This is a genomic window from Streptomyces sp. NPDC031121 (genome assembly GCF_055570615.1).
This window is the reverse complement of sequence record NZ_JBVIGV010000013.1, coordinates 101,378-123,946: the sequence shown is the minus strand read 5'-3', so window position 1 is coordinate 123,946 and position 22,569 is coordinate 101,378. Positions and strand designations below refer to the sequence as shown.

General features: G+C 75.2%; 28 protein-coding genes and 2 pseudogenes. 7 read left to right on the top strand and 23 right to left on the bottom strand.

The annotated features are described in order from the left end of the window. The first annotated feature begins 336 nt into the window (after positions 1 to 336). Complete coding sequence (gene rox, locus ACZ462_RS24435) at positions 337 to 1,806, top strand: rifampin monooxygenase (protein WP_467804135.1); 1,470 nt, start codon at positions 337 to 339, stop codon at positions 1,804 to 1,806. Here rox and ACZ462_RS24430 read toward each other — a convergent pair. The 3 genes from ACZ462_RS24430 to ACZ462_RS24420 all read right to left on the bottom strand — a co-directional run bounded on the left by ACZ462_RS24430 (position 1,787) and on the right by ACZ462_RS24420 (position 2,904). Beyond that, a complete protein-coding gene (locus ACZ462_RS24430; RefSeq protein WP_467804134.1) occupies positions 1,787 to 2,164 on the bottom strand; it encodes a hypothetical protein in 378 nt (125 codons plus the stop codon). The two genes, rox and ACZ462_RS24430, sit on opposite strands and share 20 nt — an antisense overlap. Positions 2,165 to 2,362: 198 nt before the next feature. Next, positions 2,363 to 2,722 (bottom strand): PRC-barrel domain containing protein, encoded by a 360-nt coding sequence (locus tag ACZ462_RS24425; protein ID WP_467804133.1) that lies wholly within the window; start codon positions 2,720 to 2,722, stop codon positions 2,363 to 2,365. 56 nt (positions 2,723 to 2,778) lie between these two features. Beyond that, positions 2,779 to 2,904 (bottom strand): hypothetical protein, encoded by a 126-nt coding sequence (locus ACZ462_RS24420; protein WP_263406993.1) that lies wholly within the window; start codon positions 2,902 to 2,904, stop codon positions 2,779 to 2,781. A 164-nt stretch (positions 2,905 to 3,068) separates the two neighbouring features. On the opposite strand from ACZ462_RS24420, the gene ACZ462_RS24415 reads away from it, so the two are divergent. Beyond that, positions 3,069 to 3,824: a class I SAM-dependent methyltransferase gene (locus ACZ462_RS24415; protein WP_467804132.1), complete on the top strand. Its 756-nt coding sequence runs from the start codon at positions 3,069 to 3,071 to the stop codon at positions 3,822 to 3,824. Here the strand turns inward: ACZ462_RS24415 and ACZ462_RS24410 are convergent. After that, a complete protein-coding gene (locus tag ACZ462_RS24410) occupies positions 3,808 to 5,808 on the bottom strand; it encodes a heavy metal translocating P-type ATPase (protein WP_467804131.1) in 2,001 nt (666 codons plus the stop codon). The two genes, ACZ462_RS24415 and ACZ462_RS24410, sit on opposite strands and share 17 nt — an antisense overlap. Positions 5,809 to 5,903: 95 nt before the next feature. Between ACZ462_RS24410 and ACZ462_RS24405 the strand changes: the two genes are divergently transcribed. The 3 genes from ACZ462_RS24405 to ACZ462_RS24395 all read left to right on the top strand — a co-directional run bounded on the left by ACZ462_RS24405 (position 5,904) and on the right by ACZ462_RS24395 (position 7,876). Continuing rightward, complete coding sequence (locus tag ACZ462_RS24405; protein ID WP_467804130.1) at positions 5,904 to 6,290, top strand: ArsR/SmtB family transcription factor; 387 nt, start codon at positions 5,904 to 5,906, stop codon at positions 6,288 to 6,290. Positions 6,291 to 6,395: 105 nt separating this feature from the next. Next, positions 6,396 to 6,950, top strand: coding sequence for a cysteine hydrolase family protein (locus tag ACZ462_RS24400; RefSeq protein ID WP_467804129.1), 555 nt, complete (start codon positions 6,396 to 6,398; stop codon positions 6,948 to 6,950). A 110-nt stretch (positions 6,951 to 7,060) separates the two neighbouring features. After that, positions 7,061 to 7,876 (top strand): SDR family oxidoreductase, encoded by an 816-nt coding sequence (locus ACZ462_RS24395; protein WP_467804128.1) that lies wholly within the window; start codon positions 7,061 to 7,063, stop codon positions 7,874 to 7,876. A gap of 51 nt (positions 7,877 to 7,927) precedes the next feature. Here the strand turns inward: ACZ462_RS24395 and ACZ462_RS24390 are convergent, their stop codons facing one another. The 3 genes from ACZ462_RS24390 to ACZ462_RS24380 all read right to left on the bottom strand — a co-directional run bounded on the left by ACZ462_RS24390 (position 7,928) and on the right by ACZ462_RS24380 (position 10,848). Then, entirely contained in the window at positions 7,928 to 8,404 is a 477-nt protein-coding gene (locus tag ACZ462_RS24390) for an Imm21 family immunity protein (protein ID WP_467804126.1), read from the bottom strand. Positions 8,405 to 8,437: 33 nt separating this feature from the next. Beyond that, the gene (locus ACZ462_RS24385; protein WP_467804125.1) at positions 8,438 to 9,382 is read right to left on the bottom strand and encodes an RNA polymerase sigma-70 factor; all 945 of its coding nucleotides are present in this window, start codon (positions 9,380 to 9,382) and stop codon (positions 8,438 to 8,440) included. A 260-nt stretch (positions 9,383 to 9,642) separates the two neighbouring features. Beyond that, complete coding sequence (locus tag ACZ462_RS24380) at positions 9,643 to 10,848, bottom strand: FUSC family protein (protein WP_467804123.1); 1,206 nt, start codon at positions 10,846 to 10,848, stop codon at positions 9,643 to 9,645. A 205-nt stretch (positions 10,849 to 11,053) separates the two neighbouring features. Between ACZ462_RS24380 and ppk2 the strand changes: the two genes are divergently transcribed. Continuing rightward, the gene (gene ppk2, locus ACZ462_RS24375) at positions 11,054 to 12,100 is read left to right on the top strand and encodes a polyphosphate kinase 2 (protein ID WP_467804122.1); all 1,047 of its coding nucleotides are present in this window, start codon (positions 11,054 to 11,056) and stop codon (positions 12,098 to 12,100) included. 63 nt (positions 12,101 to 12,163) lie between these two features. Then, on the top strand, positions 12,164 to 12,826 hold the full coding sequence (locus ACZ462_RS24370) for a carbonic anhydrase (protein ID WP_467804121.1): 663 nt from the start codon (positions 12,164 to 12,166) through the stop codon (positions 12,824 to 12,826). A 75-nt stretch (positions 12,827 to 12,901) separates the two neighbouring features. Here ACZ462_RS24370 and ACZ462_RS24365 read toward each other — a convergent pair whose 3' ends face one another. The 16 genes and pseudogenes from ACZ462_RS24365 to ACZ462_RS24290 form a co-directional block, all read right to left on the bottom strand. Further along, positions 12,902 to 13,801 (bottom strand): hypothetical protein, encoded by a 900-nt coding sequence (locus tag ACZ462_RS24365; RefSeq protein WP_467804119.1) that lies wholly within the window; start codon positions 13,799 to 13,801, stop codon positions 12,902 to 12,904. A gap of 155 nt (positions 13,802 to 13,956) precedes the next feature. Continuing rightward, positions 13,957 to 14,457, bottom strand: a pseudogene (locus ACZ462_RS24360) (MFS transporter); the annotation flags it as partial. A 63-nt stretch (positions 14,458 to 14,520) separates the two neighbouring features. Further along, complete coding sequence (locus ACZ462_RS24355) at positions 14,521 to 15,639, bottom strand: DUF8094 domain-containing protein (protein WP_467804118.1); 1,119 nt, start codon at positions 15,637 to 15,639, stop codon at positions 14,521 to 14,523. Between the two features lie 170 nt (positions 15,640 to 15,809). Continuing rightward, positions 15,810 to 16,586 carry an SDR family NAD(P)-dependent oxidoreductase gene (locus ACZ462_RS24350; protein ID WP_467804117.1) on the bottom strand — a complete coding sequence of 259 codons (777 nt, stop codon included), beginning with the start codon at positions 16,584 to 16,586 and terminating at the stop codon, positions 15,810 to 15,812. A 52-nt stretch (positions 16,587 to 16,638) separates the two neighbouring features. Next, positions 16,639 to 17,619, bottom strand: a pseudogene (locus ACZ462_RS24345) (cytochrome P450). Positions 17,620 to 17,700: 81 nt separating this feature from the next. Next, on the bottom strand, positions 17,701 to 18,255 hold the full coding sequence (locus ACZ462_RS24340) for a Clp protease N-terminal domain-containing protein (protein ID WP_467804115.1): 555 nt from the start codon (positions 18,253 to 18,255) through the stop codon (positions 17,701 to 17,703). Further along, complete coding sequence (locus ACZ462_RS24335) at positions 18,255 to 18,464, bottom strand: helix-turn-helix domain-containing protein (protein WP_467804114.1); 210 nt, start codon at positions 18,462 to 18,464, stop codon at positions 18,255 to 18,257. The genes ACZ462_RS24340 and ACZ462_RS24335 overlap by 1 nt, the downstream gene beginning before the upstream one ends. A 9-nt stretch (positions 18,465 to 18,473) precedes the next feature. Beyond that, positions 18,474 to 19,082 (bottom strand): GNAT family N-acetyltransferase, encoded by a 609-nt coding sequence (locus ACZ462_RS24330; protein ID WP_467804113.1) that lies wholly within the window; start codon positions 19,080 to 19,082, stop codon positions 18,474 to 18,476. Positions 19,083 to 19,205: 123 nt separating this feature from the next. After that, positions 19,206 to 19,577, bottom strand: coding sequence for a hypothetical protein (locus tag ACZ462_RS24325; RefSeq protein WP_467804111.1), 372 nt, complete (start codon positions 19,575 to 19,577; stop codon positions 19,206 to 19,208). Positions 19,578 to 19,627: 50 nt separating this feature from the next. Beyond that, positions 19,628 to 19,900 carry a gas vesicle protein K gene (locus ACZ462_RS24320; protein ID WP_467804109.1) on the bottom strand — a complete coding sequence of 91 codons (273 nt, stop codon included), beginning with the start codon at positions 19,898 to 19,900 and terminating at the stop codon, positions 19,628 to 19,630. Further along, the gene (locus tag ACZ462_RS24315; protein ID WP_467804107.1) at positions 19,897 to 20,085 is read right to left on the bottom strand and encodes a gas vesicle protein; all 189 of its coding nucleotides are present in this window, start codon (positions 20,083 to 20,085) and stop codon (positions 19,897 to 19,899) included. Before ACZ462_RS24315 ends, ACZ462_RS24320 begins: the two co-directional genes overlap by 4 nt. After that, positions 20,082 to 20,906, bottom strand: a complete 825-nt coding sequence (locus ACZ462_RS24310) for a GvpL/GvpF family gas vesicle protein (RefSeq protein WP_467804105.1) — start codon at positions 20,904 to 20,906, stop codon at positions 20,082 to 20,084. Before ACZ462_RS24310 ends, ACZ462_RS24315 begins: the two co-directional genes overlap by 4 nt. Continuing rightward, the gene (locus tag ACZ462_RS24305) at positions 20,903 to 21,223 is read right to left on the bottom strand and encodes a gas vesicle protein (RefSeq protein WP_467804103.1); all 321 of its coding nucleotides are present in this window, start codon (positions 21,221 to 21,223) and stop codon (positions 20,903 to 20,905) included. The genes ACZ462_RS24310 and ACZ462_RS24305 overlap by 4 nt, the downstream gene beginning before the upstream one ends. Then, a complete protein-coding gene (locus tag ACZ462_RS24300) occupies positions 21,220 to 21,939 on the bottom strand; it encodes an SRPBCC family protein (RefSeq protein WP_467804102.1) in 720 nt (239 codons plus the stop codon). The genes ACZ462_RS24305 and ACZ462_RS24300 overlap by 4 nt, the downstream gene beginning before the upstream one ends. Continuing rightward, positions 21,932 to 22,336 (bottom strand): hypothetical protein, encoded by a 405-nt coding sequence (locus tag ACZ462_RS24295; protein ID WP_467804101.1) that lies wholly within the window; start codon positions 22,334 to 22,336, stop codon positions 21,932 to 21,934. The genes ACZ462_RS24300 and ACZ462_RS24295 overlap by 8 nt, the downstream gene beginning before the upstream one ends. Beyond that, positions 22,333 to 22,569 (bottom strand): gas vesicle protein GvpG, encoded by a 237-nt coding sequence (locus tag ACZ462_RS24290; protein WP_467804099.1) that lies wholly within the window; start codon positions 22,567 to 22,569, stop codon positions 22,333 to 22,335. The genes ACZ462_RS24295 and ACZ462_RS24290 overlap by 4 nt, the downstream gene beginning before the upstream one ends.

Sequence of the window (22,569 nt, the reverse complement as noted above, 5' to 3'; positions counted from 1 at the left end):
GAGCCGTCCGGGCCTCGAAGCCGACGGCGAGGGTCCCGTACGGCTCGGTGAGGGCGTCGTGCCGGTCGGGAGCCGCGGCCGCGCGCCGTCGCAGCGCAGAGGGCGGGCACAAGCAAAGGCGAGGATCCCTCGGGACTCCTCGCCACTCTCAACTTATAGCGCACGGTGGGGCTTGCGGCAAGGCCCCGGTCCTGCCGCAGAATGACCGGCCGAGGTCGGAAGCTGCGGAAATGCCGTTTCCCTGCCGTATCAACCCCTTTGGTGGGAGCGGTGCGGTGCGGGGTGGGGCGGAGCAGCGGCCGACTGCCGTGTCCCCTCCTTGAAACGGACGTGCTCATGCGTGATGTGATCGTGGTCGGCGGCGGGCCCACCGGCCTGATGCTGGCGGCCGAACTCCGGCTGCACGGCGTGGACGTGACGGTCCTGGAGCGGCTGTCCGAGCCGACCGGGCAGTCCCGCGGCCAGGGCCTGCACGCCCGCAGCGTCGAGATGATGGACCAGCGCGGCCTGCTGGACCGCTTCCTCGCCTCCGCCGAGACGTTCCGGGCGGGCGGCCTGTTCGGCGGCATCGTGAAGCCGTGGCCCGACAGCCTGGACACGGCGCACCCGTACGGCGTCGCCGTCCCGCAGCCCGTCACGGAGCGGCTGCTGGAGGAGCGGGCCCTCGAACTGGGCACCGACATCCGCCGCGGCTGCGCCGTGACCGGGCTCCACCAGGACGGCGACGGCGTGACCGTCGAGCTGGCCGACGGCACCCGCCTGCGCTCGCTCTTCGCCGTCGGCTGCGACGGCGCCCGCAGCGCCGTGCGCAAGCAGCTCGGCGTGCCCTTCCCCGGCGAGCCCGCCAGGGTCGAGACGCTGCTGGGCGAGATGGAGCTCACCGAGGACCCTGCGAGGATCGCCGCCGTCACCGCGGAAGTGCACCGGACCCAGCTGCGGTTCGGGGCGGCACCCCTCGGCGAGGGCCGCTACCGCGTCGTCGTCCCCGCCGAAGGGGTCGCCGCGGAGCGCACCGCCGCACCGACCCTCGAGGAGTTCGCCCGGCAGCTGCGCGCCGTCGCCGGTACGGACTTCGGGGCGCACTCCCCGCGCTGGCTGTCGCGGTTCGGCGACGCGACCCGCCAGGCGGAGCGCTACCGCGTCGGCCGGGTCCTCCTCGCGGGCGACGCCGCGCACATCCACCCCCCGACCGGCGGACAGGGGCTCAACCTCGGAATCCAGGACGCCTTCAACCTCGGCTGGAAACTGGCCGCCGAGGTGGGCGGCCGCGCCCCCGAGGGGCTGCTGGACACCTACCACGCCGAGCGGCACCCCGTGGGCGCCGCCGTCCTGCAGAACACGCGGGCGCAGATCACCCTGCTGGGCACCGACCCCGGGGCGGCCGCGCTGCGGGAGCTGTTCTCGGCGCTCATGGACTTCGAGGAGGTGAACCGTTACGTCACCGGCATGATCACCGCGGTCGGGGTCCGCTACGACCTCGGCGAGGGCCACGACCTGCTCGGCCGGCGCCTGCGCGACGTGCCGCTGCGGCAGGGCCGACTGTACGAGCGGATGCGCACCGCCCGGGGACTGCTCCTCGACCGGACGGGCCTGCTCTCCGCGGACGGCTGGGCGGACCGCGTCGACCAGGTCGTCGACCCGTGCCCCGAGCTGGGGGACCCGGACGACGTGCCCGCCCTGCTGCTGCGGCCCGACGGGCACGTGGCATGGGTCGGCGAACAGCAGGAGGACCTGGACGGCCGGCTCGCCGCCTGGTTCGGCGCGCCCGCCGCCCGTACGCCCGCGGCTACAGGACGGCGACCGTGAAGGCGTTGTCGACGTAGCTGCCGTTCAGGTCGTACGTGTACACCGTCACGGAGTTCGTCCCGCAGACGGCGTTCGGCGCGGTGCCGAAGCTGCGGCGGTTGGAGTTGGGCAGTTCGACCTGGACGATGCTGAACGCCAGGTTCACCTGGTCGGAGATGTTGACGCAGTACCGGCCGCGGTCGATGCGCCGCACCCAGTCGATGTTCTTCGCCCTCCTCAGCGCCCCGGAGGCGCTCACGTCGGCGGCGGCCTGGACGTACGGCGAGGTGATCGGAGCCGGGTCCGCCGCGGCGGCGGGCACGGCGAGCGCCCCCGTCAGTGCGGCGGCGGCGAGGACGACGGGAACAGGACGGCGCATGGTTCACACTCCCGGCGGACGGCGGCCCACGGCGAGCCGCCTGAGGTTCCCCACCCTCCCCGACCCGTGCGGGCCGTGCGGCCGAAACGCCGGGCGGTGATCGGCCACCCGTGACCGAACGTCACCCGGTCGGCCGCGCCCGCGCGTCCCGGTCGGCCCGGTCGGCGCCGCAGCCCCGGGGCGGGCGCCCGGGCGCCGTCAGAAGCGGCCCAGGGGCGCGTCGCCCCAGTAGCCGCCGACCTCGCGGTGGTGGTCGGCGCTGCCCAGGTGCTTCTCCCGGACGAACTCCGGTGCGTCCTTGACCTGCTCCCTGGTCCGGTCGACGTAGATCTTCCGCTCGTTGGCGTCGATGCGGGTGATCGTCCCGGCGGGCAGAAGCACCTGCCGGCCGAAGATCCAGGGCCCCGTGTCGACGACGATCCAGGAGGCGTCGGCCTCGTCGGAGTGCTTGTCGACCTTGCCGATGCCGCCGTCGACGGCCTCGACCTTGTACCCCGTCAGGTCGACGCCCTCCAGGCGGCCGACGGTCAGGCGGTAGACCCAGATGTTCCCGGTCATGGGCTTCGGTTCCTTTCTCGGCGGTTCTCGGGATGCGGCGGCCGGGCCGGAGCGGCTCAACGGCCTCCGGCCAGGCTGTGGATGAGCACGCCCAACGCGAAGGCGAGCAGGAGCAGATGCAGCCAGACCGGCCCCGGCGGGGCCGGTTCGGCGGCCAGTAACGAGAGCTGGTTTCCTGTCATGACCGCTCGCCTGCCCCCGCACGGCCGATTGACGCACCCTTCTTCCCGCGCAGCGCCGCCCGCCGCCGCCCCCGGCCTACGCTGGCCCGGCACGCGGCACCACCGGAGCCCCCCCGCCGCGCGCCGCACCGCCCCGACGGCACCCGGCGAAAGGACGACCCGGCATGGACGACCGCGCATGGCGCGAGCTCGACCCCTCCCACCCCCGCTACCGGCAGGTCTTCCGGACCTACCTCACCCACACCGACGAGAAGGAACGCGCGCGGGAGCACCTCCTCCGCGTGGCGGACGCGCTGCCCCGCCGGGACGTCTTCGTGGACGCCGGGGCCGGCCCGGGCTACTTCACGGCCGCCCTCGCCCCCCGCTTCCGCAGGACCGTCGCCGTCGAACCGGACCCCGCCCTGCGCGGCGAACTGCGGGCGGCCTGCCCCGCGGCCGAGGTCCTGCCGGCGCCGATCTCCGCCGCGGCCGTCCCCGAACCAGCCGACCTTGTGCTGTGCTCGCACGTCCTCTACTACGTCCCCGAGGCCGAGTGGCGCGGGCACCTCGCGGCCCTGCTGTCCTGGGTGCGCCCCGGCGGTGAGCTCGTCCTCGTCCTCCAGCACCCGGGCAGCGACTGCGTGGCCATGGCCCGCCACTTCGGCATCCGCACCCCCGTCCTGGACGGGGCCGCCGCCCTGCTGGAGGACGCGGCGGCGGGCCGGCCGTACAGCGCGCGCCGCCACGTCCAGCCCGCGTCCTTGCGGCTCCCGGACCTCGCCACATCCCTGGAGGTCGCTCAACTCGTCGTCGGCCCGCTCGACACGCCGGCCGCGCGGGCGACCGTCGCCGCCTACCTGCACGAGCACGGCGCGGACCCCTCCGGGGGCTTCTCCCTCAGCTGCGACCAGGAGTTCCTGCACATCAGGTGCGGCGGCTGACCGGCCGCGGCCAGGCGGCCTCACGCAGCAGGCGCAGCCCGTTGAGGCCGACGACGACCGTGGAGCCCTCGTGCCCGGCGACGCCGAGCGGCAGCGGCAGCGTGCCGATCAGGTCCCAGGCCGCCAGGACGGTGATGAAGGCCGCGGCGATCGCCAGGTTCTGCACCACCAGCCGGCGGGCGGTGCGGGAGAGGGCGACGACCGCGGGGACGGCGGCCAGTTCGTCGCGGACGACGATCGCGTCGGCGGTCTCCAGGGCGAGGTCGGAGCCCGCCTTCCCCATGGCGATCCCGCAGTGGGCGGCCGCGAGGGCGGGCGCGTCGTTGACGCCGTCCCCGACGACCAGGACCTTGAGGCCCTCGTCCTCCCATGCCCGGACGGCCGCGGCCTTGTCCTGGGGCAGCAGACCGGCCCGTACGTCGGTGATGCCCAGCTCGGCGGCGAGGCGGCGCGCGGCGCGCTCGTTGTCCCCGGTCAGCAGGACCGGGCTGCGGCCGGTCAGTTCGGCGAGGGCGGCCACGGTCGCCCTCGCGTCGGGCCGCAGCCGGTCCGCGATGCCGAGGACGCCCACGGGTGCGCCGTCGCGCAGGACGACGACCGCGGTCCGCCCGGCCTCCTCCAGTGCGGCCGCCTCCGCCGCGCAGGCGCCGCCGCTCGGCCCCGCTCCGGGGCCGTGGCGGCCGGGCAGGAGCGCGGCCGGGGAGCCCACCTCGATGCGCTGTCCGTCGACGGTGGCCGCCACGCCCCGCCCGGGGAGCGAGGCGAATCCGGTGGCGCCGCCCGGTACGGGCTGCCGCTCGCGGGCGGCGGCGACCACCGCGCGGGCCAGCGGGTGCTCGCTGGGGTGCTCGGCGCGGGCCGCGAGCAGCAGCAGGGCGTCCCGGTCGAGGCCGCTGCCGGGCAGCGGCCGGACGTCGGTCACCTGCGGGGTGCCCTCCGTGAGGGTGCCGGTCTTGTCGAGTGCCGCGAGGCCGGTCTGGCCGAGCCGCTCCATGACGACGGCGGACTTGGCGAGCACGCCGTGGCGGCCGGCGTTCGCGATGGCGGACAGCAGGGGCGGCATGGTGGACAGGACGACCGCGCACGGCGAGGCGACGATCATGAAGGTCATCGCCCGGAGCAGCGCGGAGGAGAGGCCGTCGCCGAAGGCCAGGGGGATCCCGAAGACGGCGAGGGTCGCGACGACCATGCCGGCCGAGTACCGCTGTTCGACCTTCTCGATGAACAGCTGGGTGGGGGCCTTCGTCCCGGAGGCCTCCTCGACCATCCTGACGATCCGTGCGATGACCGAGTCGGCCGGGTCGCGCTCCACCCGTACGCGCAGCGCGCCGGTGCCGTTGACGGTGCCCGCGAACACCTCGTCGCCCGCCTGCTTGGCCACCGGCAGCGGCTCGCCGGTGATGGTGGCCTGGTCGACCTCACCGGCCCCGGCCAGCACCCGCCCGTCGGCGCCGACGCGTTCGCCCGGCCGCACCAGGATCGTGTCCCCGACCTCCAGCCGGGCCGCGTCGACCTCCTCCTCCGTCCCGTCGGCCCGGATCCTGGCCGCGGTCGGCGGGGCGAGGTCGAGCAGTCCGCGCACCGAGTCCGCGGTGCGCGCCGTGGCAAGGGCCTCCAGGGCGCCGGAGGTGGCGAAGATGACGATCAGCAGGGCGCCGTCGAGGACCTGCCCGATCGCGGCGGCGCCGAGCGCGGCGACGACCATCAGCAGGTCCACGTCCAGCGTCCGGTTCCTCAGGGCCCTCAGGCCCTCCCGGCCGGGCTCCCAGCCGCCGGCGGCGTAGCAGGCGGCGAACAGCGGACCCCACAGCCAGGGGGGGCCGTCCAGCAGGTAGGCGGGCAGGGCGAGCAGGAAGAGCACCACCGCCGCCAGCGCCCACCGTGCCTCCGGCAGTGCCAGCACGCGCGTGCGCCGGGCGGGCGGGGCGGCGCGGCGCGTTCCGGCGGAGGCCGGAGCGGTGCGCTGTTCCAGGCCTGAGGACATGGCAGGACGACCCTTCGGGGGCGGACGGGAGGACTCGTCACCACCATACAAGAACATCTGAAGAGGTCTTCAAGTGTCGTCGGTATCATGGGGCCATGGGCCACGGAACCGTCAGCCAGGGCAGGACCACCCGCGAGCGCCTCGACGCGGTCGGCAGCGCCGACGTCGCCGCGACCCTCCAGGCCCTCGCCACCCCCTCGCGGCTGCACATCCTCGCCCGCCTCCAGGAGGGCCCCTGCTCGGTGGGGGACCTCGCCGACGCCGTCGGCATGGAGGCCTCCGCCTGCTCCCACCAGCTCCGCCTGCTGCGCAACCTCGGCCTGGTCGCCGGCGAGCGGCACGGCCGTTCGATCGTCTACGCCCTGTACGACGACCACGTCGCGCACCTCCTCGACCAGGCGCTCTACCACGTCGAACACCTCCGCCTGGGCCTGCGCGACACCCCCGCCCCACCCGCGGAGGACCCGCCCGCCCCCGCCTGAGGGACCCGCCCCGGCCCGGCCCCCCGGAGCCGGACGTGGGCCGAAGGGGCGACGCCTGCGGCGCGGCGGCTGCGCCGGTCCCGCCCGCGCCACAGATTCGACGGCATGGACAACACGGCCGTCGTGGTCATCGACATGCTCAACCCCTACCGGCACGAGGACGCCGACCTTCTGGTCCCGTCCGTCCGCACCGCACTGCCCCGCATCGTGGAGGTGCTCACCGCGGCCCGCGCCGCCCGGGTGCCCGTCATCTACGTCAACGACAACTTCGGGCAGTGGCGCTCCCACCACGGCCAGATCGTCGACGTCGCGATGGCCGGCACGCACCCCGAGCTGGTGGAGCCGGTCCTGCCGGACGAGGACTCCCTCTTCGTCGTCAAGGCCCGCCACTCGGTGTTCTTCGAGACGCCGCTGGCCTACCTGCTGGGCACGATGGACGTCGGCCGCCTGGTGCTCGTCGGGCAGGTGACCGAGCAGTGCGTGCTGTACTCCGCACTGGACGCGCACATCCGCCACCTCGACGTCGTCGTGCCCCGGAACGCGGTCGCCCACATCCACCCGGACCTCGCCGAGGCGGCCCTGCGGATGATGGTGGAGAACATGGGCGCCCGCGTCGTCGACGGCCCGGGCGAACTCTGGCCGCAGCAGCCGGCCGGGTGAGCCGGCCCCGGCCGGCGGCGCGATTGCCGGGCCGGCCGGCGGGCAGGCGCGGACGGCCCCGGAATCCCACGCCCCGGGGGACACACACGCACACGCAGGAGGACAGGCCCATGTCACAGCCCCAGCCCGCCCCCCGGGCGGCCGTGGTCACCGGAGCCGACTCCGGCATCGGCCGGGCGACCGCCGTCCGCCTCGCCGAAGCCGGGATGGACGTCGGCATCACCTGGCACACGGACGAGGCGGGAGCCGAGGAGACGGCCGCCGAGGTCCGCGGCCACGGCAGGAGGGCGGCCGTCGCCCGCCTCGACCTGACCGACCTGCCGACCGCCGCGCAGGTCGTCGACGACCTCGCCGACGAGCTGGGCCGCCTCGACGTCCTGGTCAACAACGCCGGCACCGGCACGGCCACCCCGTTCCTCGACATCGGCCTCGACACCCTCCGCGAGGTCCTCGACGTCGACCTGGTCGGCCCCTTCCTGTGCTCCCAGCACGCCGCCCGCCGCATGATCGCCCAGGGCGGCGGTGGCCGCATCGTCAACGTCACGTCCGTGCACGAGCACCAGCCGCGCGTCGGCTCCGCACCGTACTGCGCGGCCAAGGGCGGCCTCGGCCTGCTCACCCAGGTGATGGCACTCGAACTCGCCGAGCACGGCATCACGGTGAACGCCGTGGCCCCCGGCGAGATCGCCACCCCCATGACCGGACAGGAGGACACGGACGTCCACCTCGAACGCCGCCCCGGCGTCCCCCTCGGCCGCCCCGGCGACGCCCGCGAGGTGGCCGCCGTCATCGCCTTCCTGGCCGGCCCGGACGCCTCCTACGTGACGGGCGCCTCCTGGGCGGTCGACGGCGGCATGCTCCGCATGGGCCCGATGGCCGGCTCCCACCTCGAAAGCGAGGACTGGCGCCGCCCCGGCAGGCGCTGAGGCCGCCTTCCTCCGCCGGCCCGCAGCGCGGGCGGCGCGCTCGCTCAGCCGTCACCGGCCCCGGAGCCGGTGGAGGCGGAACTCCCCCAGCGGCAGGTCGAGGGAGAGCGACTGAACCCGGTAGCGGCCGTGGGGGATGTCGACCCGGATCCTGTACTCCTCTTCGCTCTCCGCACCGGGCACACCGGAATCGATGAGGAAGTAGCGGCCGCCCAGGGCGATGTCGAAGGCGTCCCGCCATCCCGGTGCTCCCATGGCCCGCTCCACCTCCCCGGGGACGTCGACCCCCTCGTCCGATCCGGCGTCCTGGACGAAGACCATGCTCCGCGGCAGGTAGGCCACGGGCAGCGCTTCGCCGCCGATGGTGAGGACGTCCCCGTGGCCACGGAGTGAGATCTTGCCGACGGAGGCTTCGAACACCGCGTCCGCCTCGGTGCCGGCCCACTGGTCGAGACCTCTCGCGGGACACAGCGCGTAGTAGCCGAAGTCCGTCCCGTCGAGCCATGTGACCGCATTGCGCGCAAGCATCGGAGTGCTCCGTTCTGACCGGCGCCCGTCCCCCTAGAACGCGCGCAGCAGTGGATCCCCGTGGGGCCTGGAAGCCCAGGCCTCCGTGGCCCGTTCCAGTTTGTCGGGGTTGACCTGGCTGCGGAGCGCGGCGATGCCGTCCGGGGTGACCTGGAGGCAGATGATGCCGATGACCCGGCCGTCGACGACCGCGACGACGGCCGGTTCGCCGTTCGCGGTCGTCGCGTACATGTCCGCCGCGCCGCCGACCAGCTTCCGCTTCGCCGGTGCCGGCTTGAACAGGCCCCGCATGAACCTGGCGACCGCGATCGCGCCCTCGAACGCCCTCGCCCGGGCCGGGACCTTCCCGCCGCCGTCGCCGACCGCGACGGCGTCGGAGGTGAGCAGCCGCAGCAGCGGCTCCGTCTCCCCGCTCGTCGCGGCCGCGAGGAACTCCTCGACCACCCGCCGGGCCACCGCCTGGTCGATCTCGGTGCGGGCCCTGCCGTCCGCCAGGTGCTTCTTGGCCCGGTGGAAGATCTGCTGGCTGGCCGCCTCGCTCAGGTCGAGGATCTGGGCGATCTCCCGGTGCGGGTAGTCGAAGGCCTGCCGCAGCACGTACACCGCCCGCTCGTTGGGCGACAGCCGCTCCATCAGCACGAGGACCGCGTACGAGACGGACTCGCGCTGCTCCGCGGTGTCCGCCGGGCCGAGCATCGGGTCGCCCTCGAGCAGCGGCTCCGGCAGCCACTGGCCGACGTACGTCTCGCGGCGCGCGCGGGCCGAAGAGAGCTGGTTCAGGCAGAGGTTGGTCAGGACCTTCGTCAGCCAGGCCTCCGGAACCTCGATGAGGGAGAGGTCCGCGGCCTGCCAGCGCAGGAACGTCTCCTGCACGGCATCCTCGGCCTCGGCCGCGGATCCCAGCATGCGGTAGGCGATGGCCTCCAGGCGCGGCCTCGCGGCCTCGAAGCGGTCGACGTCGTCCATGGTCAGCGGCATGCACCCGATCCTAGGGCCTGTATCGGGTTGCCCCGCGGCGTCGCGACGCCCGGCACGCGCCCCCGGCGCACGAGCCGAATGCCCAAGTAGTTCCGCTACGAGGACATTCGTCCTGCACGCCGAGGGCACGCACCGAACGCCGCTCCTTGCTCAACGGGGCAACCCGATGCAGGCCCTGGTGCCGTGAGTGCCGCGCCGCCCGCGGGGGAGTGGCCGCCGACCGCCGTGCACCGCGCGGCAGTTGGCCCGCCGCTCCCGGATCACGCGCTCCGTTCCGCGCCGTCCCGTCGGCGCCGGGCGAAGCGGCCGCCGCCCCGCCGGTCGCGGGTGTGCCGGTCGAGTTCCTCCAGCAGGCGCTGGGAGCGCTTGTCCACGCCCAGCTCGTCGAGCACCCGGTCCAGTTCGGCGAGGAGCGCGCCCAGCAGCTGCCACTCCGAGGGGTCCTCCTGCACCTTCGCCAGCATCAGTTCCGCGAGCCGGTCGCGGCTCGCCCGGGCCACCAGCAGCTCCCCGGCCAGCCGCTCCTCCGCCTTCTCGGCGTTGGCGCTGACCTGCGCGGTGATCAGCTGGGCGAAGCTCTCCACCGCCCGGGCCGTGTGGTCCAGCTGCTCCCGCAGCGCCGCCCTGACCTCGGCGGTGAACAGCGGGCTGTCCGGCCGGGCCTTCGCCAGGTCCGTCAGCGTCCGGCAGGCCACCCGGAGGACCACCGCGCAGATCTCCAGCGTGTCCAGACCGGTCCGCAGCACCAGCCGGAAGAGCAGGCCCTCCTTGACGCGCGGGTTCAGCCGCAGGCTGTCCTCGGCCTGCCGCAGGGCCGCGTCCACCAGAGCGATGTCGTTGTCGAGGCGCCGCGCCTCGTGGAGGCGGGCCGCGGCTTCCTCCACCTTCGCGGCACCGGACGGCCAGTCCTCGGCGAGGTGGCCGAGCAGCCGGCTCATCCGGGCCGCGAGGTCGGTGATGGCGCTGCTCGCCGGGCCGACCCACACCGGAGGCGCGACGAGCAAATTGATCAGCAGTCCGACGGCCGCCCCGATCAGCGTCTCCAGGACCCGGTCCCAGGCGGTGTCCGCCACCTGGGTGACACCGAGCACCAGCATGGCGCTGATCGCCACCTCCGGCACGAACTCGTCGACCCGCACCAGATGGCCCACGAGCAGCGACGCCAGGATGACCAGGCCGAGGCTCCACCAGGTCAGCCCCACCAGCACGCTGAAACCGATCGCGATCAGTACCCCCGCGACCACGGAGTTCACCCGGCGGACGCCGGTGGTCAGCGTCGAGTAGAGGGTGACCTGGACGACGAGCAGCGCGGTCAGCGGGGCGGTCAGCGGGGCCGGCTCGCTGCTCAGCCGCAGCGCGATCACGTAGCTGATGACGGCGGCGGCGGTGGAGCGCAGGGCTTGCACCGCGACCGGTTCGCGGTGCCGGCGGGCGATACGGGAGAGGGTGCTGATCATCTGGGGCATACCTGCGCGCATTCCCCGGCCGGACCGCCGGGTGAACAGGGGCGGCCGGGTTTTTACCTCCTTGGCCGCCTGGGGGCGCCCCGCCGCCGTGCCGCGGCCGCGCCCGGGGCAGCCGCCCCCGTACGCGTACGCCGCGCGCCCGGCACCCGCGCAGAACCCCGCAGGTCGGCGATAGTGCCGCCCGGCCCGGGGGTATACGTCCGCCATGGACGCGCAGGGGCAGGAGCGGCAAGACGACGGGCAGCGCGAGGACGGGCAGCGCCACGACCCGGGACGGCCCGCGCCGGGACCGGAGGGCGCCCTCCTCGAAGGGCTCAGCGTCGACGCCAGCCGGCCCGAGCAGCCGGTCCTGCTCGACGCCGACGGGCAGCCGATCCGCACCTGGCGGGAGAACTACCCGTACACCCGCAAGATCCGCCGGCCCGAGTACGAGCGCGCCAAGCGCATCCTGCAGATCGAGCTGCTCAAGCTCCAGCGCTGGGTCAAGGACACCGGCGCCCGCGTGGTCGTGATCTGCGAGGGCCGCGACGCCGCGGGCAAGGGCGGCACCATCCAGCGCTTCACCGAACGGCTCAACCCCCGCGGCGCCCGCATCGTCGCCCTCGACAAGCCGACCGAGCGCGAGGCCGGCCAGTGGTACTTCCAGCGCTACACCGCCCACCTGCCCGACCGGGGGGAGATCGTCTTCTTCGACCGCTCCTGGTACAACCGCGCCGGCGTCGAGCGGGTCATGGGCTTCTGCACCGACGAGCAGTACGAGCGCTTCCTGCACCAGTGCCCGGCCTTCGAGGCCATGCTGGTCGAGGACGGCATCCTGCTGGTCAAGTTCTGGTTCTCGGTCTCCCGCTCCGAACAGCGCACGCGCTTCGCGATCCGCCAGGTCGACCCGGTGCGCCAGTGGAAGCTCTCGCCGACCGACCTGGCCTCCCTCGACCTGTGGGACGCGTACACCGACGCCAAGGTCGCCATGTTCCGCGCCACCGACACCGAGCACGCGCCCTGGACCGTCGTGAAGAGCAACGACAAGCGGCGCGCGCGGCTGGAAGCGATCCGCAGCCTGCTGTGGCGGATCGACTACGCCAGCAAGGACGAGAAGGCGGTCGGCCACCCCGACCCGCTGATCGTGGGCTCCGCGGACACCCTCCTGGAGGCGGGCGAGGAGCCCGCGGACCTGTCGCCCACCCCGCTCAGCGGGCCGCCCACGGGCCCCGGCCAACACCCCCGGCCGCCGGAAGGCGGACCCCGTACCTGACGCGCGGGGGGAGATCACCGACCCGCCGGTACGGCGGGCGGAAGAGGGCCGTAGTCTGCTCGCATGACCGACGCCAACACCCTCACGCCCTCCACGGCCCTGCAGACCATGCTCGCCGGCAACGAGCGGTTCGTTGCCGGCACGCCGCAGCACCCCAACCAGGACGCCGCCCGCCGCGCGGAGACGGCTCCCGGGCAGCGCCCGTTCGCCGTCGTGTTCGGCTGCTCCGACTCCCGCCTCGCGGCCGAGATCATCTTCGACCAGGGGCTGGGCGACCTGTTCGTGGTCCGCACCGCCGGACACGTCGCCGGCACGGAGGTGCTGGGCAGCATCGAGTACGGGGTCAGCGTGCTCGAAGCCCCGCTCGTCGTGGTCCTGGGCCACGACTCCTGCGGCGCCGTCGCCGCCACCCGCTCCGCGCTCCAGGACGGCGTGACGGCCACCGGGTTCGTCCGCGACGTCATCGAGCGCGTCACGCCCAGCGTCCTGGCCGCCCGCGCCGCGGGCCTCACGTCCGGCGACGACATCGTCGACGAGCACATCCGCCACACGGTCAGCCTGCTGATGGAGCGCTCCCGCGCCCTGGCCGAGCGGGTCGCCGCCGGCCGCACCGCGGTCGTCGGCATGTCCTACCGGCTCGCCGACGGCAGCGCCCGCCTGATCACCACCTGGGGACGCGACCTGTCCGCCTCCGCGGACTCCGGCGCCCCGGTACAGGCAGGCTGACCCGACGCCGCACAAGCCGCCGCCGCGGGCGCCCCTGGGGGCTGCACGCGGCGGCGAGGAGTCGGGGGCCGGGGGTCAGGCGCCCGGCGCGGGCAGCAGGCGCACCGGGCCCTCAGCGGGCGGCTTGCCGCCCGGCTGAGGTGCGGGCTTGGGCACCGGCAGCGGTGCGGGAGCCCCGCCCGCCTCGGCTCCCGCCGCGCCGTCGTCCGACAGCGGCAGCGCGGGCGGCGTCGGCGAGGGGCTCGGGCGCGGCGCGGCCAGGGCCGTCCAGCCGTACGGGCAGACGAGCGTGTCCAGGGTGACGGGCAGGGTGTAGGTGCAGCTCGTCTCGTACACGTCGCCGCTCCGTGTGATCACCTTCACGTGCACCTGCGGGCCGGCCGCCGGTACGCCGAGGGTGATCGAGGCCGCGCAGGCGTTCCGCGGGAAGCCCGGGTTGTCGCGGGTCGAGAGGTCCCGCCACACGTACGGCGCGTACAGGCTGCTGCGGTAGCCGACGAAGGCCCGCTCGTGGTTGAGGGCGACGCTGAACTCGCCGTCCGGGCTGTAGGTGACGGTGTCGATCTCGACGCACGGCCCCTCCTGGCCGCGATCGCCCTTCGGCCCCCTCTCGCCCCTCTCGCCCTTGTCGCCCTTGTCGCCCTTCGGCCCCCTGGGCCCGGGTTCGCCGCGCTCGCCCTTCTCCCCGCGCTCGCCCTTGGCGCCGCGGTCGCCCTTCTCGCCCTTGGTCGTCTTGGGCTTCTTGCTGGTCTTGCTCTCCTTGTCGTCGTCCTGCATGGTGCCCGCCGGTCTGGCCGCCTCGGGCCCGGGGAGGGGGGCGCCGACCGCTCCTCCGCCGCGGTCCGTCTCGCCGGCCACCGGGAGCGGCCCCGTCGCCACCGCCGGCGACGCGAGCCCCGCCAGCACGATGGCGGCGGGGAGGGCGAAGGCACGCATGCCCCAGGTGCGCCTGGCCGCCCGCTGTACAGAACGCATAGCTCTGCTCCTTCTCCGTACGTCTCCGTACGGGTTCCTCGTACGAACAGGGGTGGGATCCGGCCGGAACCAGATGGAGCTTCCCCCGCTTTCGCCGAACGGCGAGCCGACGCGACGGAAAGTCGCGGTCATGTCATCGGATCGGCCTACAGGACTCAGAGGTCGCGGACCGCCGCCCCGCCGCCCCGCCCGCCGGGCGCGGCCGCCGGCACCGTCTCCCCGGCGGAGGGTGCCGCCGCGGACAGCGGGGTGGCGATGTCCTCCAGGGAGCGGCCCTCCGCGGGCACGGCGAAGAACGCGGCGACCAGGCCCGCGGCCGTCATCGGCGCGGCGCCGACGCAGGAGGCGAGCGCCGTCTGGCCGGGGACGCCGCTCGAGGTGAGGTCGGCGAGGACCAGCGGTCCGCAGATGCCGCCTGCCGCCGTGCCGACCGCGTAGAAGAACGCGATGGCCATGGCCCGCGTCTCCATCGGGAAGATCTCGCTGACCGTCAGGTGGGCCGAACTCGCGCCTGCCGAGGCGAAGAAGAGGACGACGCGCCAGCACGCCGTCATCGTCACCGCCGACAGCCGGCCCGCCGCGAAGAGCCACGCGGTGGCGAAGAGGAGCAGACCGGACAGGATGTACGTTCCGGCGATCCGCATGCCCCGCTTCCCCGCCCCGGACCGGCCCGCGCGGGAGCCCGCCGTGTACTGGAGGAGCGCCGGTCCCGGCCGCCGCTACCCGGCCCTGCCCTCGGCGGAGAGCAGCGCAGGGGTCAGGCAGTTGCATCCCGCCACGTCGGCCTTCCCCTGCGGCGGCACCTCGAAGGTGACCGTCATGCTGTACCGCACCTTCGTCTTGCGCCAGTACCCGGCACCGCCGCCGAGGAGCGCGCTGCGGGGGTCGCCCTTCCCGTACCGGAACGTCCAGGACGAGCCGCCGCCCGATGTGCCCTCCCAGTGGTCGGTCCGGACGAACGAGCAGGTCACGAGCGACTTGCCGTCGGCCAGCCGCAGTACCGGAAGGGCCGGGCCGGTCACCTCCAGCCCGTAGGTGCGCCGCACCCCGTCCAGGCCGTCCTTCGGATCGTTGTAGCTGCGGACCACGTCGGAGGTGAGCTCGCCGGGCGCGAAGTGCTCGCTCTCCGGGTCGCCGTCCGGGGCGGTGAAGGTGAGGTAGTCCGCGTAGCGCCCGCACACCCGCCGGTCCTCCTCCGAGGCCGGCGCCGCCGCTGCGGCGCCCCCGGCGTCCCGGGCCACCGCGGCGACCTCCTTGTCCCGCGCCTCGAAGCCGAACCCCTCGTACACGCGGTCCGCGAACTCGCCCTCGGCGAGCTGCCGCCCCGGCTTGTCGTGCACCCACGTCGTGGCGGCTGCCTTCCACGCGCCGCCCGGCTCCGCCTGCGTGAAGTAGGTGATCCCGGCGGCCCGCTCCACCTTCGGGGCGTAGTCGCGGGAGACGACGGCGAACCACCGCGGATATGCCGGCCAGTCGCGCTCCGCCGGGATCAGGTACTCGGCACGGGACGTCGGCATCGGGGCCGCACCGGGGTGGTCGGGCACCCCGGCGCGGGCCCGGTACTCGGCGAGCAGCGGATCGGCCGCGACCGAGGCGATGCCCTCCTGCCCTCCGGGCTTGCGGAACTGCGACTGCTCCCAGGCGTAGGTCTGGAACACCTTCTCGGCCTGCTCCTTGCCGATCACCAGGGCCGCGGCGGGCGAGGCGGCGGACGGAGCGGGCGCGGGCTTGTCCGCCTGCCCGCCCGCCGCCGAGGGCGCACACCCGGACAGCAGGACGGCGCCCGCCGCCACCCCGCCCACGAAGCCCACCCGCAGCCGCCCACCGCCGCCTGACACCGGACCGACCATCCCCGAACGCCCCCACCCCGTGCCGCCACCGGCACCGCGCCGATGATCATGCGGGAACGGTAACCCGCAGGCGGCGGGCCGAGGCGCCGAGTCCTGCGGACTGTCCGGTTCCCGTACTGTCGCGTGGTGGAAACCGCCGTGCGCGGCGCAGCCGCCGGTTACGGGGCGGGGCGGCGCGGGCGGGAGCCGAGGCGTTGCAGGACGCGGCCCGCGAGGCGCCGCCCGGTCAGGCGGCCGAGGACCACCAGGGCCTTGGCGGGTGCGCCGGGCACGCACACGGTCCGGCCCCGGTCCAGGTCGCGCAGCGCCGTCCGTACGACGGTGTCCGCGTCTGTCCACATCACGCGGGGGATCGAGGAGGTGTCGCGGCCCGAGCGCTCGTGGAGCGCGGTGCGGACGTAGCCGGGGCAGAGCGCCATCACCCGCACCCCCGGCCGGGCGATCCGCGCGTCGACGAGGCTCCGGCTGAAGGCGTTGATCCAGGCCTTCGACGCCCCGTACGTGCTGCGCGGGAAGAACGCCCACAGGGACGACACGTTGACGATCGCGCCGCGGCCGCGTGCGTTCATGCCCGGCAGGGCCGCGTGGGCGAGCCGCAGCACCGCCTCGCAGTGCACGCGCAGCATCCGCACCTCGTCGGCCGCCGGCACCCGCGGGAAGCCGGCCGGGTGGGCGAAGCCGGCGTTGTTGACCAGCAGGTCGAGCGGCTCCGCCGCCGCCCGCTCCGCGACGCGCGCCAGGTCGGCGTCCGCGGCGAGGTCGGCGGCGAGCACGGTGACGCGGACCCCGTGGCCCCGGCGCAGGGCGTCGGCGGTCCGGGCGAGCCGGTCCGGGTCGCGGGCGACCAGCGTCAGGTCGTGGCCGGCGGCCGCCAGCCGATCGGCGAAGGCGGCGCCGATCCCGGAGGTGGCACCGGTGACGAGGGCGTGGGGCATGGCCCCATGGTCGCAGCCGGCGGGGGAGGGGCCGCGACCGGGGCGCGGCGGCTCAGGCGGGTAGGGGCGCCGCGGCGGCGTAGCGGACGGGCAGTGCGGCCGGTCCGCGAGCGCGCAGCGACGGGCGTCGGCGCGGCGCACCCGCGGGTTCGAGGACGGGGAAGCGCTCCAGGAGGGCGGCCAGCGCGATCTCCGTCTCCGCACGGGCCAGGGGAGCGCCGAGGCAGTAGTGGATGCCGTGGCCCGGCGCGAGGTGCCCGGCTGTGCCGCGGTCGACGTCGAGGACGCCGGGGCGGGAGAAGCGGGCCGGGTCGCGGTTGGCCGCGGAGAGGGACAGCAGGACCGTCCTCCCCGGCCGGGACGGTGACCCCGGCGAGGGTGACGTCCTCGGTGGGGAAGCGGCGGATGGCGAGCAGCGCGGGCCCCTCGTACCGCGCGAACTCCTCGACGGCCGCCGGATCCGCGTGGGGTCCTCGCGGAGGAGGCCCCGCTGCGCGGGGTGTCGCCTCCTTCGCGGCGCGGGGCCGGCTCGGGTCGGGGGCGATCAGGGTGTCGGTCCAGGTGCGGAAGTCGAGGCGGCGGTCTTCGGGGATGCCGAGCAGGTCGCAGATGACGATCACGGGCAGCGGTGCGGCGTACGCGGCGACGAGGTCGGCCGTCCAGGCCGCGCCGAGGGCGTCGAGGAGGCGGTCCGAGCGGTCGCGCGGATCGGGGCGCGCAACTGCTCGGTGCGGCGCGGGGTGAAGGAGCGGCTCACGAGCTTGCGGATGCGGGGGTGGTCCGGCGGATCCATGTTGAGCAGGTTGGCGTCCAGGGCGGGCGGCAGCGAAAGCCCGCGGTGACTCCCCTCGTTGGCGTGCGCCTTGTCCAGGGACAGGCGGGGGTCGGCGAGGGCGGCGCGCACGTCGTCGTACCGGGTGACGAGCCAGGCCGGCATGCCGTCGGTACCGGTGATCCGGCAGACGGGCGCGCTGTCCCGCAGCATCTCGTACGCGGAGCAGGGGTGTTCGAGCAGTTCCGCCTGAAGGTCCATGGGATCACCTCAGGTTGCGCCGGCCGTCGGGGTCCGCGATCGGCACCCCGACGGCCGTCCGGGGGCGCGGATCCCGGAAGGTCAGGGTGCGACGGTGGCGCAAAGGGCGGCCTCGGCGGACGTGTACGTCACCCCGTGGTCCGCCAGGACCTCCGCGACGACCCCGCCGGTCGTGGTGAGGGCCAGGAGGAGGTGCTCGTCGCCGATCTCCCGGTCCTTGCGGGCCAGGGCGATCCGGAGGGACTTCTCCAGCACCGTCTTCGCCTCCCGCGAGAAGGACCTGCGGCCGGACCACCATCCGGCGTCCCTGCGGTCGCCGGCCAGCGCGCCCCGGCCGTGTGCCTCCTCCACCCGGGCCACGATCGCGCCGACGTCGATGCCGAGGCCCTCCAGCGCCTCCGCGTCGGCCCGGGACAGCCCGGCCCGCCGCCGGGCGTCGGCCAGGGCGGCGGCCACCGAGGGCCGACGCTCCGGCGGGCACAGCTCGCGCAGCGCCGCCGCGGCCCGGGTGCCCTCCCGGTCGAGGAGCGCGAGCAGCAGGTGCTCCTCTGTTACGGTCGCGACGCCGGCCCGCTCGGCGTGCTCGGCCGCGCCCTTCACCACCGCGCGTGCGGCCTGCGTGAATCGCTCGAACATCACTGCCTCCCGTACTTCTTGTGGACGGCCTGGCGGCTGACTCCCAGCTCGGTCGCGATCTCCTGCCACGACCACCCCTGGTTGCGCGCACTGCGCACCTGGACGGCTTCCAACTGCTCCAGCAGCCGCCGCAGCGCGGCCACGGCCCGCAGTCCCACCCGCGGGTCACGGTCGCCCGCCCGGGCGGCGAGATCGGTCGCATCGGTCATGCCGTCAATCTAAGTTGACAAGGCGCGTCGTGTCAACTGTGGTTGACTCGAGGGGGGTGGCGCCTTGAACGCGTGCAGGTCCGCCACGGCGAGCAGCTGCTCCGCGCCGTACGCCTCGAAGGCGGCCACGGGGCGGAACCCCAGACGCGCGGCCAGCCTCACGGCACGCGCGTTGCCCGCCTGGGTCACGACCAGGACCGGCTGGTCGGGCAACTCACCGGCGGCGGCGCGCAAGGCGGCAACGGCGGCTTCGAAGGCCACCCCGGTACCCCAGCCGGCGCGGCGCAGCACGTAGGACAGCTCCAGCTCCCCTCCCGCGGGGTCGACGTGGCCGGGGAGCGCAGCGGACCGGCGGTCCAGCACGAGCACGCCCAGGCACCGGTCGGACGCCCTGTCGGCGATGACGTAGGCGCCGGGCTTGTCTGCGAAGGCGCCGACACCGTGCGCGGCGAAATACTCCTCGACGGCGTCGCGTGGCTGCGGACCCCCGAGGTGGGCGCGGACCTCCGGGTCGGTCCGGAGCTCGACGAGGCCGCTGATGTCGCCTTCCAGCGCCCTCCGCAGCCTGAGGCGGTCCGTCAGGATCTGCGGGGCGGAAAGCACGGGCAGAGAGTTCATGCGGGCGATTGTCCCCGGAACCCATACGGGCCCGGGGCGGTGCGGGGAGCGAGGCCGGTGCGGGCATGGGTGGGGGCGGGGGCTTTGGGCCCCCGCCCCGGACGGTGTGGTGGTGTGCGGTGGTCAGAGGCGGCCGCCGGTGAGGCGGGACAGGGGGCCGCGGCGGCGGAGGCCCGCGCGGCGGCCCGCCGCGTACGAGACGGCGACGAGCGCGAACGTCCCGCTCGCGGTTCCCGCCGCCGCGGCCTTGCGCGCCCGGACCAGCGTCCACAGCAGACCGGCCCGGCCGGCGGTGGACCGGAGGACCTGGGCGGCGGTGGTCGTCTTCTCCGCGATCTGGGAGGGGAGGGCGGTCAGCGTGCCGCCGCCCCCGTGCTCCTTCAGTTCGCCGGTAGCCTTCGCCGCGGCGCTTGCGGTGCGTCCGCGCGTCGTGCCGCCGTTCGAACCGGCGTTGTCGGAAGGGGACTTGGTGTTCGGTTTCCGCGATGCAGTCATGGTCTGCGTCTGGCCGACCCCGCGCTCCTTAAACGTGGCTCTTGCCCGATCTAGAGGAGCGTGCCCAGCGGGCCCAGGTCCAGGTTCAGGTCCTCCGCCGTCAGGCCGAAGCGGCGGCGGAGCAGTGCCATGCGGTCCTCCAGCAGCATGAGCGTCAGCCCCAGCCGCTCCTCCTGTTCCTCGCTGAGGTCTCCGGTCTCCACGCGCCTGAGCGCCTGGCGCTCCATCAGCTGCCGCAGCAGCTCGATGACGGTCAGCACCAGGCGTGCGAGGTCGCGTTCGACGGTGTCCGGGTCGAGTTCGACCCGCTGCTGCCGGCTCACGGCTCCACCTGCTTCCAGGGTGAGGGGACGGCGTCGTCCACGGAGCTGACGAGCGCCTTCAGATCGATGCGTACGAGGTCGACGTCGGCGATGCGCAGCGTCAGGTCGCCGGCCAGGACGACCCCGCCGGCGAGCAGCCGGTCCAGCAGGTCCACCAGGGCGATGCCGCCGTCTTCGCCGGTCACAGGGCCGGTCCCTCCTCCTCGTCGGCGCCGGCAGTGAAGGAGTACGGCACCCAGGGGCCCGTCACCTCCAGCCGCAGCCCTGCGTCCAAAGCCTCCGGCGGGGGGACGGCGTCCAGGAACGCCTCCCGGCCCGCGGCCGGCACGAGGTAGGCGGCGTTCAGGACGTGCAGGCCGTCCGCCCGGGACAGCCGGCGGTCCTGCGGCGGGTGCAGGACCGCCGCCGCCGCGTGCCGGGACAGCTCCCGGTGCAGGTCGCGCGCGGTGCGGGCGGCCCGCGTGCGGGAGGCGTCCCGGGCGTCGCGGTCCTTCAGCCGCCGCCGCAGGTAGTCGCGGCCGCCTCCCGCCCCCGCCCCGGACCCGCCGCCCGCCGCACCGCCGCCGGCCGGCGGTCCCGGCGGCTGCCCCGCGTAGAGCTTGACGCCCCACTCCTGGGCCCCCGCCAGCCGCACCAGCGCGCCGGCGATCCGCTCGTCCGCCCCCGCCAGCAGCCGCCGTACGCCGTCCTCCCCGCGGCACACCGTGGCCAGCCGCATCGGGACCGTGGTCGTGGCGCTGCCGACGGCGGCGACCACCCCGTGGTGTGCCCGCGCCACGGCGGACAGCCACTCCAGGTCCTCCAGGTGGCCGCGCAGCGGCTCCTCCTCGAAGTGGCGGGCGTCGACCGCCTCCACGACGGCGGCGTGCCGCCCGCCGCACACGAGCCGCAGCCCGCCCCCGCCGAGCGGCGGCGGCATGTCCGGCAGCGCGTCCGCCGCGGACGCCTCGATCACGGTGTACACGTAGAACAGGGGGTCCCCGTCCAGGGGACGGTCCTCGGTCACGGCCGTTCCTCCCGCCGGTCCTCGAGTTCGGCGATACGCCGCCGCAACTCCTCGTTCTCCCGGCCCAGTTCACTGCGCCGCGCGCGCGAGGAGAGCGCCGGATCCTGCTCCCACCAGTCGATCCCCATCTCCTTCGCCCGCTCCACGGAGGCGACCACCAGCCGCAGCTTGATCGTGAGGAGTTCGATGTCGAGGAGGTTGATGCGGATGTCGCCGGCGATGACGACGCCCTTGTCGAGGACGCGTTCGAGGATGTCGGCCAGGTTGGCGCCGCCGCCGTCCTCGTAGGGCCGGGGCATTCCGGAGGGGAACGTCATGAGCCGCCGCCCTTCTCCCGACCGGGCCCGCCCCGCAGGGCGAGCGTGCAGGCGTACGCGGCCAGCGCCCGGCGGGTGCGCCGCTCCTGCGCGCCCCACAGGCGGGCCGTCCGCTCGAGGGGACCGCGCGGCCGCTGCTCGGAGACGAGCAGCACCCGGGTGAGGCCGTCCCCGAGCCGGTGGAACGTCACCGCGCTCAGGGACGTGCCCCCGGGGCCCGCGCTCGCCCACACGAGGCGCACCCGCGGCGTCCGGTCGACGACGTGGACCGCGGTGCCGCCCCGGCGTCCGGATGCGGCCGCGAGGTCCGGGCGGCGCGCCCACCAGTCGTACGCCTCCTCGACGCCCACCCCGACGTCCACCGACGCCACCACCCGCAGCGGCCGCCCGCCGGCCGCGGGCCCGTCGCGGGCCGGGCCGCCGCGCCCCGCCCGCCCGGCGGCACACGTCAGCAGCCGGGCCGCGCCCGCCTCGACGGCCGCCCGGCGCGGGTCGCGCCCCTCCGTGATGCGGCGGGCCCAGTCGAGCGCCAGGGCGTGCAGCGCCGGGCTGTCGCCGTCCGCGACGGCGGCCGCGTGGGCCGAGAGCCGGCCGAGCGCCCGCCCGGCCGCCGCCAGCGCCCACTCGGCCCGTGCCGCCGCGTACGCGGCCAGCTCCTCCCGCAGCCGCTCGGCCCCGGGGGCGGCGGCGAGCCGGACCGCCAAGGGCTCAGCCATCGTCGCCGCTCCCGTCCGCCCCGCCGTCGCCGTCCGGCTCGTCGCCGTCGTCACTGCCGTCGCTGTCGCCGCCGGTGAGGGCGGCCAGCCGGTCCCGCACCTCTTCCGTACGGTCGTGCAGCCGGTCCGCGACCGCCCCGAGCCGGCGCTCCACCAGCACCGCCACCGCCGCGGAGCCGACGCCGCGCAGGTCCTCGGCGATCCGGGCGCGGATCTCCTCGATCCCGGGCCTGCCGCCGAGGCTGTCGCGTACGAAGCCGGCCAGCGCCGCGGCCTCGGGGGCCAGGCGCCGCCCCGCGAGCAGGGCGGCGGCCCCGAGCGCCCACTTCGCCTTCCTGGTGCGGCCCAGCACGTAGCCGCCGCCCAGGGCCAGCCCCATCGCCACGCGGTCGTTCATCGCGTTCGCGCACCGTCCTCCAGTCGGGCCAGGAGTTCGTCCTCCCGGCGGTCGAACTCGGCGTCGCCGATCTCGCCCCGCTCGTACGCGGCGACGAGCCGGGCGAGCTCGCGCTGCACGACGGCCGGGTCGTGGTACTGCCGCTCCGCCTCCGCCACCACCTGCCGCAGCACCCACACCGTGCCCCGCACGGGGGCCGCGGGCAGCAGCAGCACCTCGCTCAGCAGGCCCAT

Excerpts from the sequence above, each read along its gene's own strand:
- rox (WP_467804135.1), top strand. The coding sequence starts at position 337 with ATGCGTGATGTGATCGTGGTCGGCGGCGGGCCCACCGGCCTGATGCTG.
- ACZ462_RS24430 (WP_467804134.1), bottom strand. The coding sequence starts at position 2,164 with ATGCGCCGTCCTGTTCCCGTCGTCCTCGCCGCCGCCGCACTGACGGGG.
- ACZ462_RS24425 (WP_467804133.1), bottom strand. The coding sequence starts at position 2,722 with ATGACCGGGAACATCTGGGTCTACCGCCTGACCGTCGGCCGCCTGGAG.
- ACZ462_RS24420 (WP_263406993.1), bottom strand. The coding sequence starts at position 2,904 with ATGACAGGAAACCAGCTCTCGTTACTGGCCGCCGAACCGGCCCCGCCG.
- ACZ462_RS24415 (WP_467804132.1), top strand. The coding sequence starts at position 3,069 with ATGGACGACCGCGCATGGCGCGAGCTCGACCCCTCCCACCCCCGCTAC.
- ACZ462_RS24410 (WP_467804131.1), bottom strand. The coding sequence starts at position 5,808 with ATGTCCTCAGGCCTGGAACAGCGCACCGCTCCGGCCTCCGCCGGAACG.
- ACZ462_RS24405 (WP_467804130.1), top strand. The coding sequence starts at position 5,904 with ATGGGCCACGGAACCGTCAGCCAGGGCAGGACCACCCGCGAGCGCCTC.
- ACZ462_RS24400 (WP_467804129.1), top strand. The coding sequence starts at position 6,396 with ATGGACAACACGGCCGTCGTGGTCATCGACATGCTCAACCCCTACCGG.
- ACZ462_RS24395 (WP_467804128.1), top strand. The coding sequence starts at position 7,061 with ATGTCACAGCCCCAGCCCGCCCCCCGGGCGGCCGTGGTCACCGGAGCC.
- ACZ462_RS24390 (WP_467804126.1), bottom strand. The coding sequence starts at position 8,404 with ATGCTTGCGCGCAATGCGGTCACATGGCTCGACGGGACGGACTTCGGC.
- ACZ462_RS24385 (WP_467804125.1), bottom strand. The coding sequence starts at position 9,382 with ATGCCGCTGACCATGGACGACGTCGACCGCTTCGAGGCCGCGAGGCCG.
- ACZ462_RS24380 (WP_467804123.1), bottom strand. The coding sequence starts at position 10,848 with ATGCCCCAGATGATCAGCACCCTCTCCCGTATCGCCCGCCGGCACCGC.
- ppk2 (WP_467804122.1), top strand. The coding sequence starts at position 11,054 with ATGGACGCGCAGGGGCAGGAGCGGCAAGACGACGGGCAGCGCGAGGAC.
- ACZ462_RS24370 (WP_467804121.1), top strand. The coding sequence starts at position 12,164 with ATGACCGACGCCAACACCCTCACGCCCTCCACGGCCCTGCAGACCATG.
- ACZ462_RS24365 (WP_467804119.1), bottom strand. The coding sequence starts at position 13,801 with ATGCGTTCTGTACAGCGGGCGGCCAGGCGCACCTGGGGCATGCGTGCC.
- ACZ462_RS24350 (WP_467804117.1), bottom strand. The coding sequence starts at position 16,586 with ATGCCCCACGCCCTCGTCACCGGTGCCACCTCCGGGATCGGCGCCGCC.
- ACZ462_RS24340 (WP_467804115.1), bottom strand. The coding sequence starts at position 18,255 with ATGTTCGAGCGATTCACGCAGGCCGCACGCGCGGTGGTGAAGGGCGCG.
- ACZ462_RS24335 (WP_467804114.1), bottom strand. The coding sequence starts at position 18,464 with ATGACCGATGCGACCGATCTCGCCGCCCGGGCGGGCGACCGTGACCCG.
- ACZ462_RS24330 (WP_467804113.1), bottom strand. The coding sequence starts at position 19,082 with ATGAACTCTCTGCCCGTGCTTTCCGCCCCGCAGATCCTGACGGACCGC.
- ACZ462_RS24325 (WP_467804111.1), bottom strand. The coding sequence starts at position 19,577 with ATGACTGCATCGCGGAAACCGAACACCAAGTCCCCTTCCGACAACGCC.
- ACZ462_RS24305 (WP_467804103.1), bottom strand. The coding sequence starts at position 21,223 with ATGACGTTCCCCTCCGGAATGCCCCGGCCCTACGAGGACGGCGGCGGC.
- ACZ462_RS24300 (WP_467804102.1), bottom strand. The coding sequence starts at position 21,939 with ATGGCTGAGCCCTTGGCGGTCCGGCTCGCCGCCGCCCCCGGGGCCGAG.
- ACZ462_RS24295 (WP_467804101.1), bottom strand. The coding sequence starts at position 22,336 with ATGAACGACCGCGTGGCGATGGGGCTGGCCCTGGGCGGCGGCTACGTG.
- ACZ462_RS24290 (WP_467804099.1), bottom strand. The coding sequence starts at position 22,569 with ATGGGCCTGCTGAGCGAGGTGCTGCTGCTGCCCGCGGCCCCCGTGCGG.